Genomic DNA, 13,776 nt, shown 5'->3' on the forward strand with positions numbered 1-13,776 from the left:
TCGCAGTCATTCGGTTCAACGGGGCTCCAGAGCAGAAAATTGGCCCCTCAACCACGTGTAAAGCTGAGAAACCGCAGGGCTGATCTGCTTACGATGTGGGCACACCAGGCTCAACGGTGAAGCTTCGCCAGGATAATCCGGCAGCAGCACAAGCAGACGCTCTGCAGCGATATCGGCACTGACATCCAGCCAGGATTTGTAGGCGATACCTTCACCCTCCAATGACCAGCGCCGCACGACATCGGCGTCATCGCTGAACAACGGCCCCGAAACCTGCACGGTTTGCCCGCCCAGGTTCCACTTGTCATAGACCCGGCCATTTTGCAGATAGAGCAGGCAGGAATGCTTGCTCAAGTCATCCGGCGTTTGGGGAGAACCGCAGCGTTGCACATACTCCGGCGAGGCCACCAGCACTCGCTGGTTCCACGGTGCAAGCGGCAGTGCCACATAGTTGGCGTCTTCATTCGGGCCGTATCGAATCGCCACGTCCACCGGGTCGCGAAACAGATTGGCCATCTGGTCCGACAGGAAAAAACGCAACGTCAATTGCGGATGCTGACGGCGGAACTGCGTCAACCACGGCAGCAGAATGTTGCGCCCCAGATCGGACGGCGCTGTCACTTGCAGTACGCCCCGCAGCGTGGCGTTTTCACCACGCAGGTTTTCCTTGCCTTGCTTCAGGGTCTCAAGCACTGAGTGGGCGGTGGGCAGATATTGCTCGCCCTCTGCAGTCAATCGCAGGCTGCGAGTGGTGCGGGCGAACAGGCGCACGTCGAGCTCGCGCTCCAGACGTTTGATAGCGGCGGCGACCTGACCAGGCAGTAGATCCGCCTCCAGCGCCGCTGCGGTAAAACTGCCCAACGCGGCGCTGCGGATGAATAAAGCAAGATCATCGATGCGGATCATTTTCACTCCAGCAGTGAAAGTGTTGGCGCATTCTGCTTGTTTTTCTCTGTACATGGGAAGTCGAAGATGGTGGCAAGTGAGTGCATCAACCCTTCAGACAGCGAGTGTCCATGAAAGCCATCACCTTTACCGAACACGCCTTGCCCATCGACAATCCACAAGCATTGATTGACATCAGTCTCCCGGCGCCCACACCTGGCCCACGGGATCTGCTGGTCGAAGTTCGCGCGGTATCCGTGAATCCGGTCGATACCAAGGTGCGCGCCGGAACTTTCACAAAAGAGCCGAAAATCCTTGGCTGGGATGCCACAGGCATTGTCCGCGAGGTCGGCTCTGAAGTGACGCTGTTTCAGCCGGGCGATGAAGTGTTTTATGCCGGCTCGATTGCCCGCACCGGCAGCTACAGCGAATTCCATTTGGTCGATGAGCGGATCGTCGGGCACAAGCCTCGCTCATTGAGTGCAGCCTATGCGGCAGCGTTGCCGTTGACCTCGATCACGGCCTGGGAATTGTTGTTTGACCGGCTTGGTGTCATCGAGGGGTCGGGGGAGGGCCAGTGCCTGTTGATCACTGGAGCGGCTGGCGGCGTCGGTTCGATGCTGGTGCAACTGGCCCGACAGTTGACTCGCCTTACCGTCATCGGTACCGCCTCACGTCAGGAAACCGTTGATTGGGTGCGACAGTTGGGCGCGCATCACGTGATTGATCACCGCCAGCCACTGCTCGCGCAGTTGCAAGCGCTCGGCGTGCCGGAGATCGACTATGTCGCCAGCCTGACCCACACCGAACAGCATTTTGCACAACTGATCGACGTGCTCAAGCCACAGGGGCGTCTGGGGGTGATTGACGATCCCGAAAGCCTCGACGTGATGCCGCTCAAGCGCAAGTCGCTGTCGTTGCATTGGGAGCTGATGTTCACCCGCTCGCTGTACGAAACCCCGGACATGATCAAACAGCATCACCTGCTCAATCGGATCAGCGATCTGATTGATCAAGGTGTCTTGAAAACCACTGTGGGGGAACACTTCGGTGCGATCAATGCGGCCAACATGCGTCGTGCCCATGCGCTGGTCGAAAGCGGCAAGGCCCGGGGCAAGATCGTTCTCGAAGGTTTCTGATTTCACTCATTGGGTGGGTGCGCTTGCGGCCCGCTGCACCGCTTGCGGCATCACTAGCCATGTTTTCACTGCTGGAGCGTTGACGATGAATCCGTCCGGTAACGTGTGAGTATCGATTGCCTTGCTTAAGGCCAGGACAGGCAAAGAAGCCGGGCGTGAAAGCGGCCGGCGTATCAATTCGCTCCGGGACTCGGCTGTACTCCAAATTGCGGAACGATGTGAGTACCCAACTCCTCAATGACTTCCGCAGCAGGGCGCTTTCCGTATTTGAGATTGAGGATAACGTGGTCCACTCCGATTTCCTCAAGCGACTCCAGCAAGTACCGGAGATGGTAGCGTCCAAGTCTGAACCCCAAATGAATGCGAGTAGGCTGCGTGGACGGGTTTTCATCGAGGTCGATATACAGCGACTGAGTGAAGGGCTTGTAGACGGAACCACATTGCTTCATGACCTCCAGCCGCCAATCTTCCACGACCAGTCGCTGCATGTTCGGTATGCGTGGGTAGTTGATCCATCCGATGCTTTCGCGCGCGATCCAGTCCAGTGACTGGCGACTGTTCCCGGTCACGAGCATTGGAATGACTTGGGTTGTGGGCTTCGGAATGAGGTCTGCCCCCTGCATCTCACCACCGCTCCAGTGGATGGGTTCAAAGCTGGTGCTGTGGGCTCGACGAATCACCTCGTAGTGCTCTCGAAAGATTTCTCCGCGCCTTTCGGGGTCGACGCCAAAAGCCGAAAACTCCACTGGGCGATCGCCGGAGGCTACCCCAAGAATCAAGCGACCTGCGCTCAACTGATCAACGCTGGCTGATGCCTTGGCCGTGTGCAGAGGATGATGTAAAGGGATGGCGATGGATGCGGTGCCAAGCGCTATTTCTGACGTATGAGCGGCCATATAGCCCAGGTAAACCCAAGGGTCGAAGACTTGGCCGACATCGCCGAAACCAGGGTCCCGAAGAGGCACGTCGCGAAACCAGAGCGCGCAGAAGCCCAGCGCCTCTGCTCGTTTGGCCAGTTCGACCTGGTTGAGCATGCTCGGAGTGTCCCCAGCGAAGGCCTCCAAAGGAAAGAACAATCCGAGGCTCAAATGATCCGGCGTGAAGGTCCGCCTGAATCCCCGATGTTCCTGATAAGCAAGCGTGCTTGGCCGATACATACTCATCTTCCTCAGTGGGAGAACGTGAAGAGTGCCCCCATTTCTGGAGGTGCGGCATCGGTCGTTCAGGAACGACAGGTGGGGTAGTCCGTGTAGCCTTTATCGGTTACGCCTTACAGGCTGGTCGGGTCGACCGGATTGAGGGGCCAGTTGCTGGCGATACGCGCGTGCAGGTCCGGGTTGGCAATGAATGGGCGATCAAAGGCAATCAGATCGCTCCAGCCCGATACTGGTACCTCGGCAACGGCCTGGGGATTCATACAAGAAGCGTAGGCGGTTTGGCAGTGAACTGCCATGTTCGTCGTCAGGACGATCGGCGGCAACCGCCTGACTGGCGCTGACTACGATGCCGGCGATTCATTCAGCTTGAGCTTGAACTCCGGGCAGTTCAGCCGTGATTTCCTAGAGGTGATAGCGCGATTGCACAAGTCGCGTGATCTGTTCCAGCGCATTCTTGGGGGCCAGGGTCCTGTCTGTTTCAATAAGGTGTGTCTTGTTGGCAAGCACATCGTCCCGGATCACCTTGCGGAACCAATTGGAAAAATCCCCGGCATCCATGTGTTCGCGAAGGGTGAGGTCCGCAAGTTGCGATGACGAGGACAAAAACTCCGTCAGGTTCGAGGCACTTTGGCCAAGCGTAGGAAAGTGGAATGAATGCCATGCGCCGACATCCCCGGCGACGTACTTGCCGCTGTGCCGATGGTGCTTTTGATTGGGCTGCACCTGATCGAGCAGGAACACCTCATCGCCTTCGCGAAGGTTCCAGATACAGGCATGTTCGAGGCCTGGCAAACGTTCTGGAAACTCGGGGCTGCTGCGCTGCATGCGTTTGGCAAACTGTTCGGCCAGTTCCCTGGCCGTACTGCCGAGTGTCACCAGCACGTCTACCCCCTCAAGCAGGGCCGGGCAGACTTGATCGAAGTCGGGGGCGACGATGATTGCACCGATGTTTCCGAGAAAACCGGGCGGCCAATCGGCACAGTGGGGGAGCATGTAATGAGCTTCGTCCACGATCAACCAGTAGGGCCGACCCGAAGCACTGCGAAGATGCTGGATAAAGGGCAGTAGCTCGCCGAACAGTTGCACACGTGCTGCCAGATCCAGAGCAAGGGCGCTCACCACCACATTGAGCTGCGCCTGTAAAAGGTGATGGACCGACTCCTCTGTCGTCGGTGGGGCGGTCAGGCCACCCACCGTTACCGCATCGTCCAGGGTCAGATAATCCCCCTCGGGATCAATGATGCAAAATCCCTGGTGAGCCTCGACCATCCGTTCTGTCAGCCAGGTGATGTAGCTGGATTTGCCAGAACCCGAATTTCCAACGACCAGCATCACCGATTCTGGAGGAAGCCATACCTCCCGTGCATTGGTGGTCCGGCCCAGCTGGATCCCGGTGCGCTCGACGGGAACCAGCCTGGCGTCTTTTTCCAGCAGCAAGCCCACCAATTCACAGACCCCTCGACCATGATCTTGGCTGAGGCACAGGTCAGCGCTGGACTTTATAGACTCGATGGCATTGCTCACAGCGGCGGCGCAGCCACAGATCGATAGAAAGGAGTGGTCGTTTTCTGCATCGCCTACGCCCACCACGTTCAGCTCGCAAATGCCGAGTCTTCGCAAGGCGGCACTCAGGCCCGACGCCTTGTTCACACACGAGGGCAAGACCATGATCGCATCCTTGTTGAAGGTCATCTGCAGTTCAAGGCCGAGCTCGCGAATGCTGTTGCTCACCGTGTTCTCGAACGGGTGCCATGTGGCGATGACCGACCGGCCGATCGACAACGGCGCGACGCCATGGTCGCGCAGGCGGCTAACCAACTCCGTCGAAGCCGGATCTGCGATGAGCTCCTCGGTGTCTGTGAGCGGGTCGTACAAGAGCGCGCCATTTTCTGCGACCACCATGTCAAACAGTTCCAGGTGTGGAAAGTGATGCTTGAGCGCTTGCAATTCCCGGCCTGTAATCAGCAATAACTTGCGACCGCTGTTTTTAAGGGTTGTGAGCGAGGCACAGACCTCTGGTGGAACGCTACCGTTTTCGGCAATGGTTCCGTCAAAGTCCACCGCTAGGGCTAAGAAGTGCATGCTCGCTCCTATACAGGCCTGGTTGGGTCGGTCCTCGTCCAGCCTGAATTTGATGGGGGCAACGTGGCAGGCAGAGGAGGGTAAAAGCGGTTTTCATCATCGTGCTCGTGGGAAAGCGGGTGTGCTTGACTTGAATCAAACAAAACCACCACTGCCGGACCAGAATCCAGTTGTCTGCTGAACAGCTCAGGGGTATGGCATGCCCGTTAAACCGCCCATCCCGGATTTCACTCCCCCGCCAGTTGTTGAAGGCCAGCATTACAATCGCACTGCACTGTGGGGGGCGTGGCTGCTGGGTGCGGCGATCTGTGCGATGGTCGTTGGCGTCGCGCTGCATTTCACTGATCTCGAATCGTTCACGCAATTGCTGATGGAGGCAGAGCCGCTGTGGCTCGTGGGAGCCCTTGGGCTGCAAGCGCTCACATATCTGGCACAGGGACAGGTTTTTCGCGTGGTGCTCAAAGCAAGAGCGCAACACCTTTCGCTTTGGGACGCGGGCAAACTCAGCGTGATGAAGCTGTTTGTCGATCAAGCACTGCCGTCCTCCGGCATCAGTGGGGCCTTCGCGGTCGTCGCATCCTTCGCAAGACTCGGGTTCGAAAAGCCGGTAGTCCTGGCGTGTCTGGTGCTGGATTTGTCCGGGTACTTCCTGGCCTATGGATTGTCAGTCGGCGTGGCGTTGCCGGTGGTGATGTTTCAGGGGCATGCAACTGCCGCCGTCATGACCCTGTGTTCAGTATTTGTGGCGGCAAGCCTGATGTTGGCGGTCATCACGCCAAAACTGGCGGGCAATACGAACCTGACGTCCCATGTACCGGGACAGCGTTTTTCGATTGTCGCCAAAGGCGTTTCGTTTCTCACCGGGGCTGATCGGCAGTTAGTACGCAGCCGCGCCTTGCTCTGGCGCATCACGCTGCTGGAGTTGGCGATTATCATCCTGGACAGCGCGACATTGTGGGTGCTGGTCCGCGCACTGGGTGTTTCGGCGCCGCCATTGGGGCTGTTTGCCGGTTTCATGCTCGCCAGCGTATTGCGCAGTATCGGCATTGTGCCGGGAGGCCTGGGGGCTTTTGAAGCCGCGGCCGTCGTGACGTTGCACTGGGTCGGGGTGAACATTGCGGTGGCGCTGTCCGCCACGTTGCTGTTTCGCGGCCTGACGTTCTGGTTACCGATGTTGCCAGGCCTTTGGCTGGCGCATCGCGAATGGCATCCGCCGGCAAAAAAAAACGCGGAGTATGCTGATGCCGATTATTGGAGCCTTGCGGTCAGCCAGTTGCTCGGCACGTTGCACAGCGCCGAAACAGGGTTAAGCAGTGCACAAGCCAAATCCCGAATGCGCAGTGCACGAACGCAGGCCAAGGATCGGCCTCAGGGATTGGCCAGGTTGGTGCTTGAGCAAATGCGCACGCCGCTGGTTCTGATTCTGGTTGCAGGCGCATTGGTCGCTTTGGCGGTAGGAGACTGGCTTGATGCAGCGATCGTCTGGTGCATTGTCCTGATCAGCGCGGTACTCAGTGCCTGGTATGAAAATCGCGCCAGCACGGCAGTGGAACAGTTACGCAACAAAATCGCTTTGCGGGCAACGGTACGCCGGGACGGCCGGATCGTTGAGGTGGCAGCCGCTGAAGTGGTGCCCGGTGACGTCATGCTGCTCAGCGCGGGCAGCCTCATCGCCGCTGACGGCCGCCTGCTGCAGGCCCTCGATTGCTTTGTCAGTGAAAGCCTGCTGACCGGCGAAACCTTTCCAGTGGAGAAACTGCCCGGGGAATGCGCAGCCGACGCTGCCCTGGGACAGCGCCATAACTGCGTGTTCATGGGCACCTCGGTGCGCAGCGGCACGGCCGAAGTGCTCGTCACGCGCTATGCCGATGAAAGCGAAATCGGCCACATCGCCAGGACCCTGTCGCTACGGCCTCCCGAAACCGAATTTGAGCGCGGTTTGCGGCATTTCGGTGGCTTGCTGCTGCGGGTGATGCTGGTGATCACGATCGTGGTGTTCGGCATCAATATTCTGCTGCACCGTCCGACCCTCGATACCCTGTTGTTCGCCATTGCATTGTCCATCGGGATGTCACCCGAATTACTGCCCGCGATCCTCAGTATCACGCTGGCAAAAGGTGCTCAGCGCATGGCGGCCAAAGGGGTCATCGTTCGGCACCTCAACGCCATCGAGAACCTGGGCGCGATGGACATTCTGTGCACTGACAAGACGGGCACGCTGACCCGGGGTGTCGTGGTGCTGGACGGTGCAATGGACGTCGATGGCGCCGCCGACTCGCAGATCCTGCAGTTGGCGGTGCTCAATGCGAGCTTGCAGACCGGTATGCGCAACGCGATGGACGACGCCATTACCCTGGCGGGCAAAAGCCTGAGCCCTTGTCCGCAGGTCATCAAGCGCGATGAAGTCCCGTATGACTTTGTGCGCAAGCGCCTGAGCGTGGTGGTGGGCAATGCACCTGAGGCCGACACGCTGATGGTCACCAAAGGGGCGCTGGATAATGTGCTGGAGGTCTGCACTCAACTGCGACGAGGCGACCAGATATTCGCACTCAATGACACGGAGCGAGCGGCAATTGTCCAGCGTTTCGCAGACTGGAGCGAGCAGGGGTTTCGAGTCCTGGGCCTTGCCAGTCGCGTGCTGCCGGATCAACCGCACTATGGCCGCAGTGAAGAAAGGGACATGATCTTTCGTGGTTTTCTGTTGTTCTTCGATCCACCGGAACCCGGGGTCAAGGACACTATCGCCACTCTCGACAAGCTCGGGGTGCAAGTGAAAATCATCAGCGGCGACAGCCATCTGGTCGCGCGCCATGTAGGCCAGGCGGTGGGCCTGCCTGTGGAGCGAATCATCACCGGCGCCGAACTCTCGGCGATGAAAGACGAAGCGCTGATGCACCTGGCCCCACTGACGACCCTGTTCGCCGAGGTCGACCCCAACCAGAAAGAGCGCATCATCCGGGCGTTGCAGAAGACCGGGCATGTGGTCGGGTACATGGGGGATGGCATCAACGATGCCCCGGCCCTGCAAGTGGCCGATATCGGGATCTCGGTAGACAACGCCGCCGACGTGGCAAAGCAGGCGGCAGACTTCGTGTTGCTGGAGCACAATTTGGACGTCTTGCGCGAAGGCATCGAAGAGGGTCGGCATACCTTTGCCAACACCCTCAAATACATTTCAATCGTGTCCAGTGCCAACTTCGGCAATATGATCAGCATGGCCCTGGCTTCTCTGGCGTTACCCTTCCTGCCACTGCTGGCCAAGCAAATATTGCTCAACAATCTATTGTCTGACATTCCTTCCATGGGCATTGCCAACGACAACGTTGATCGCGAATGGGAAAGCACCCCTCATCGCTGGAATATCACCGAAATCCGCAACTTCATGGTGGTTTTCGGGCTGGTGAGCTCGCTGTTCGACATGCTGACGTTCGTAGCCCTTTACCTGCTCGCAGAGAGGGTTCCCGAAGTGTTCCGCAGCGGTTGGTTCGTTGAGTCACTGCTGACTCAACTGCTGACGATCTTCATCGTGCGGACGTACAGACCGTTTTACCAAAGCCGCCCGGCGAAACTGCTGATGATCAGTGCGTTGTGCATCGGCCTGCTCGCAATCGGGCTACCGTACAGTCCGGTAGCCCCTTGGTTCGGCTTGGTGCCTTTGCCATTCCACATCATCGCTGTGGTGTTGACAATCAGCGTGGTGTACCTGGTTTCAGCTGAATGTGTGAAGCGCATTTTCTACCGTCGTCAGCGCTCCAAACGCCATCACACATCCCATCGTCGTCATGCTTGAGCCAGGTGTTTGCCGACCTTTTCGTCACGATGGGGAAGGCATGGGCTCACGGGCTCGTTCCACTGCGCCCGGCTCTATTCGTCACGTCTCCACTTGACGCTCAGGCCATACTCATCATCGCCATACTGGTAATCAGCGTTCCCTTTGTACGCGGCTTCCAGAGCATGGCCCAGGCGATTCGCGAGATGGATGCCGGTCGTGCTCACGATCAGGTCATCCCCAGAATCGGCCAGGTTGATGATGCGCTCGAGGGCATGATCGACCTTTTCCTTTTTTTCAGTGTTTTCGATCAGGTGGATGATTTCATTTCGATGTTTGAGCAAGAAGCTGCCCGATAGCGTAACCGTACCCGCTGGCATGTTGTCATCGATGCGTCGGCACGCCGGGCAGGTCACTGCTTGCGCCCCAGGAATGATCGTGTTTTCGGGGTGTTTTCAGGTCCAGTTACCGGCTTGATAGACCGCGTCGCATTGCGTGCAGATGGCTGAACCTTCAACCCGCGGCAACTTGTAGGGATCGTGGGTGGATGTTTTGAACAGCTTGCTTTTCTGACTTTGCTGAAACTTGTCCATGGTTTCCTCCTCGCACATGAGATGGAAAAACTCCATCTATAACCGTGACTGAAAAACCGTTCCTTCCTCTTCAGCCCGCTGAACACACCTTGGTTCTCACACCTCCATTTGGTCCCGGTTTCTTGCTGCGCGAATTGATCTTTGTCAATTCAGGGGCGGCAGCTGACAGCCGGTCACCTTTGAAACACAGGGAGGGCTCGATGGCGTTGGGATTTTGTTGATAAAAGTCAACGTCACACGAGCCAGTTCATAGACGCTGCAAAAACGCACTTGTTGTAAAACCGGCCGGGAGAGCATCCTGATGGCTCACACTAAAATCATGTTTCGTGCTGCAGCTCGCGAGAAAATCCTGAGTGGCGCCACACAGTTGGCGGATGCCGTACGGGTGACGCTGGGCCCGAAATCAAAATCGGTACTGATCCAGAATAAATGGGGCAATCCCACGGTCTGCAATGATGGCGTGACGATCGCCAAACGCATTGATCTGCTCGACCCCGAGGAAAACCTGGGCGCGCAAATGCTGCGTCAGGCGGCTGAACGCACAGGCGATGCGGTCGGGGACGGGACCAGTACGTCAACGGTGCTCGCCCATGCAATCCTGGCCGATGGCATCCGCAACGTCGTCGCGGGTGCCAGTGCGATCGACCTCAAGCGTGGCCTGGATCGCGGACTGTTGTTGGTCGTCGAATCCCTCGCCGCTCAATCGCGACCGGTCAGCACGCTCAAGGAAAAGGCCCAGGTCGCCACGCTCTCGGCGCATAACGATGCCGTCATCGGTCAGTTGGTGGCAGACGCCCTGGAAAAGGTCGGCGTTGAAGGCGTCGTCAGTGTCGAGGAGTCCAAGACCACCGAAACAGTGGTCGAGGTCATGGAAGGAATGCGGTTTGACCGAGGCTTTGTTTCACCCTATTTCGTCACTGATGCCGAGAAGATGCAGGTCGAACTCGATGACGCCTGCCTGCTGCTCTGTGACCATAAGATCGGTGCACTCAAAGACTTGCTTCCCTTGCTTGAGCTCGTGGCCAAAAGCGGGCAACCACTGGTTTTGATCGCTGACGATATTGAAGGTGAGGCATTGACCACGCTGGTCGTCAACCAGATACGGGGCGTTCTTCGAGCGGTGGCGATCAAAGCTCCTGGCTTTGGTGATCGGCGCAAGGAAATGCTGCAGGACATGGCCGTTCTGACGGGGGCAACGGTGGTTTCCAACGAACTGGGTGTCACCCTGGAACAGGTGGAGCTGAACCAGTTGGGACGTGCACATCGAGTCGTGGTGCAAAAAGACAGCACGGCGCTGATAGGGGGCGCGGGCACACGCGAGGCCATCGAGGCACGTTTGCAGCAGATTCGAACGCAAATAGACAGTACCACCAGCGATTACGACCGTGAAAAGCTTCAGGAACGACTGGCGAGGCTGTCTGGCGGTGTTGCGGTGATCCGGGTCGGGGCACCTTCCGAAGCCGAAATGAAGGCGCGCAAGGATGCGCTGGATGATGCCATCTCAGCGACCCGGGCGGCGATCGCCGAAGGCATTGTGCCGGGGGGTGGTCTTGCGTTGCTCAAGGCCGTCCCGATTCTCGCGGCCGAAGAGGCCCGTTATGAAGGCGATGCCAGGACCGGCTTGCAGATTCTTCGCCGGGCGCTGGAAGCTCCGGCCAGACTCATCGCTGAGAATTCGGCAGTGGATGTCGGCGTCGTGATTGCGCGCATGCTCGCCGAACCCGGGAACATTGGCTTCGATGCGTCCGCCAATTGCTATGTCGACATGTACGAAGCCGGCATCATCGACCCGACCAAGGTGGTGCGTATTGCCCTCGAAAATGCCGTTTCAGTCGCCAGTATCTTGCTGCTGACCGAGGCGACCATGACTGATATTCCGGAAAAGGAATCACCTGCCCAGCCGTCTTTCCCTGAATGAAAATCCCGTAGCGGACAAAGCTCATGTGCAGGAGGCTGCCTCGGTCATCGTCAGGTGATTGAGGATCGGGTTTTCGCCGTGCAAATAACTCAGTGCCTGATGCATCAATTGGACAGCTTGTTCTTTTTTTTCGTATCGCTTGGCCGGATCGGCATGACGTAGCGCCGCCCCCGCGAGGGAGAAGGAGCGCGTGGCAGCCCGCAAAGAAAGGAAAAACGCCAAGGGTTTGCAGTCTTCCTGCGCATCGCTGTGGTTGAGGTAGCTGGACAACAGCCGTGCTCCCAGCCTGTTCAGGCCATGGTGTTGCAGGTCCATCAGCACAAAAGCCACGTCGTAGAGCACATCGATGCAGGCAAGCCGCTCACTGAACTCGATACCATCGAAGAGTGTGGGCTGGCCGTCGAGCAGGCAGATATTGGCCAAGCGCATATCACCATGGCAGCGTCGAACGCGGCCCTCACGGCGGCGACCTTCGAGGCAGCCGGTCAACGACTCCAGCTGGGTCCGGGAGGTGTGAGCAATCGCGGTGACTGTCGCGAAATCGAGGAGAGGCGAGTAGCGAGACATTTCCCGATGATTTTTCTCGATTTCTTCATACAGGTCCAAAATGCGACCGAAAGAAGGGGTGATTTGTGCACTGGCATGAAAGCGGGCGATCTCCGCCCCCAACTGTTCCAGCATCGGTTCAGTCAGGCGTCCTTCAACGGCCATGCGGTCAAACAGCCGATCCTGAGCGAAGCGACGCATCACCACGAGCCAGTCAACCACGGGTCCGCAACCATTGAGTGCCAGCTGGCCATTCGTCTGGCGATTGATCGGACACAGGCTCAAATACAGCGTCGGCGCTGTCCGTCGATTCAACAGTAGCTCTGCCTCACAGGCGTTTTTGCGGCTTTCCAGGCTTAAGAAATCCAGCTCGGCAAACGCCACGGCGCGTTTGAGTTTGTAGGCGCGGTCGGCGTGCAGAAAAATCACCGAACCATGGGTCTCGATACGCTCCACTGGCTGGTTTGACGTGCCGTAGCTGGACGGCCTGGAGAGAAAGGCAATGACCTCGTCTTGCAGGGTGTTCATTCTCGCCACCACGCCGTCTGCGGACTTTTCGGCAGTGTGAAGAAGCGAAGGCCCGCTCCGATTGATATTGATCAAGTACGGTGGAATGAAAGGCTGCGTGTCTCACGGGCCTCACGCCGGTATTTGATATTTATCAACGTCAGGCACATTGCAGCGGAGCAACCTGAATCAACGTTGGTGCTTGGTCCTGCGTGGACGCAACGGCTGAGCCCTACGAGGATCAGCGGCAAGCGTTGAAGCGCTCTGCCTGGAGTCAGCTCATGAGCCAGTATCAACATTTGTTACTCATCATCCACCTGGCCCTGCGCCATTCTCCGGCAATCGACCATGCCGCAGCGCTCGCCAGGGCCAGCGGTGCACGTTTGCATATTGCGGCGTTGATCCCGGCGTTGAAACTGTTGTCGCTGCTCGAAGAAGGCGACCGGGAAAAGGCGCGGGAACGCTACCTGCAGGACCATCGTGATTGGCTGAGCGATCAGGCCAGACATCTGCGTGGCAGCGGGGTCGTGGTGACCACCGAGGTGGCGTGGGCTGATGACATGGAGCAAGACATTCTGGATCACGTCAAGGCGTTGCAGCCCGACCTGTTGATCAAGGAAATCCAGCAAGAATCAGCGCTCAAGCGCACGTTTTTCACCCCGCTGGACTGGCACTTGCTGCGCCACTGTCCGGTACCGGTTTATCTGGTGGGCGAGGCTCGCCATGTCCTGCCGCGCAAGATCGTGGCGGCGGTTGATGCGGCGGCGGGTGGGCCTGAGAACAGCGAACTCAATGACCGCATTATCCAACAGGCCTCCAGCCTCGCCATACAGTGTGATGCCGAGTTGCACCTGCTGTTTGCCTGTGACATTAGGGAAGATTGCCTGGAGGAATTGGGCGGGAGCTTAAACCTGTCGGAGCTGACCCAGGGGCTGCGTAAAGAGCTGGAAAAATCGTTCCTGAAATTCGCCGGTCGGTACGGTGTGCCTGCTAACCGGCGGCATTTCATTCTGGGACATCCTGTCTCGGCGCTGAGCGAGTTTGCCAACAAGCACGACGTGGATGTGATTGTGTTGGGCAGAGTCCAGTACCACGGGATGGAGAAACTACTGGGCAGCACGACAGAACATATTCTGTATCAGGTGCCCTGCAGCGTCCTGGCGGTCTAGGGACGGACCGA

General features: G+C 58.1%; 8 protein-coding genes and 2 pseudogenes. 4 read left to right on the plus strand and 6 right to left on the minus strand.

What is annotated here, in order from left to right; all coding sequences use genetic code 11:
* Positions 1-15: 15 nt before the first annotated feature.
* Entirely contained in the window at positions 16-906 is an 891-nt protein-coding gene (locus ACM6I5_RS09735; protein WP_017338529.1) for a LysR family transcriptional regulator, read from the minus strand.
* Between the two features lie 110 nt (positions 907-1,016).
* Here ACM6I5_RS09735 and ACM6I5_RS09740 point away from each other — a divergent pair, with 110 nt between their 5' ends.
* Positions 1,017-2,024, plus strand: coding sequence for a zinc-binding alcohol dehydrogenase family protein (locus ACM6I5_RS09740; protein ID WP_414883705.1), 1,008 nt, complete (start codon positions 1,017-1,019; stop codon positions 2,022-2,024).
* Positions 2,025-2,197: 173 nt separating this feature from the next.
* On the opposite strand, the gene ACM6I5_RS09745 is transcribed toward ACM6I5_RS09740, so the two are convergent.
* The 3 genes and pseudogenes from ACM6I5_RS09745 to ACM6I5_RS09755 all read right to left on the minus strand — a co-directional run bounded on the left by ACM6I5_RS09745 (position 2,198) and on the right by ACM6I5_RS09755 (position 5,263).
* Positions 2,198-3,181 (minus strand): LLM class oxidoreductase, encoded by a 984-nt coding sequence (locus tag ACM6I5_RS09745; RefSeq protein WP_052909699.1) that lies wholly within the window; start codon positions 3,179-3,181, stop codon positions 2,198-2,200.
* Positions 3,182-3,294: 113 nt separating this feature from the next.
* Positions 3,295-3,411 (minus strand): annotated as a pseudogene (locus ACM6I5_RS09750) (N-ethylmaleimide reductase); the annotation flags it as partial.
* A gap of 172 nt (positions 3,412-3,583) precedes the next feature.
* Complete coding sequence (locus ACM6I5_RS09755) at positions 3,584-5,263, minus strand: HAD-IIB family hydrolase (protein ID WP_414883706.1); 1,680 nt, start codon at positions 5,261-5,263, stop codon at positions 3,584-3,586.
* Positions 5,264-5,462: 199 nt separating this feature from the next.
* Between ACM6I5_RS09755 and mgtA the strand changes: the two genes are divergently transcribed.
* Positions 5,463-9,053, plus strand: coding sequence for a magnesium-translocating P-type ATPase (gene mgtA / locus ACM6I5_RS09760; RefSeq protein ID WP_414883707.1), 3,591 nt, complete (start codon positions 5,463-5,465; stop codon positions 9,051-9,053).
* A 74-nt stretch (positions 9,054-9,127) separates the two neighbouring features.
* On the opposite strand, the pseudogene ACM6I5_RS09765 reads toward mgtA, so the two are convergent.
* Positions 9,128-9,625, minus strand: a pseudogene (locus ACM6I5_RS09765) (BCAM0308 family protein).
* Positions 9,626-9,926: 301 nt separating this feature from the next.
* Between ACM6I5_RS09765 and groL the strand changes: the two are divergent.
* Positions 9,927-11,543 (plus strand): chaperonin GroEL, encoded by a 1,617-nt coding sequence (groL, locus tag ACM6I5_RS09770; RefSeq protein ID WP_414883708.1) that lies wholly within the window; start codon positions 9,927-9,929, stop codon positions 11,541-11,543.
* Between the two features lie 21 nt (positions 11,544-11,564).
* Here groL and ACM6I5_RS09775 read toward each other — a convergent pair whose 3' ends face one another.
* Entirely contained in the window at positions 11,565-12,617 is a 1,053-nt protein-coding gene (locus tag ACM6I5_RS09775) for a phosphotransferase (protein WP_414883709.1), read from the minus strand.
* Positions 12,618-12,877: 260 nt separating this feature from the next.
* On the opposite strand from ACM6I5_RS09775, the gene ACM6I5_RS09780 reads away from it, so the two are divergent.
* A complete protein-coding gene (locus ACM6I5_RS09780; protein WP_414883710.1) occupies positions 12,878-13,765 on the plus strand; it encodes a universal stress protein in 888 nt (295 codons plus the stop codon).
* Positions 13,766-13,776: the final 11 nt, after the last annotated feature.

It is taken from the genome of Pseudomonas sp. IT-P171, assembly GCF_949767765.1.
Taxonomy (GTDB): Bacteria; Pseudomonadota; Gammaproteobacteria; order Pseudomonadales; family Pseudomonadaceae; genus Aquipseudomonas; species Aquipseudomonas fluorescens_B.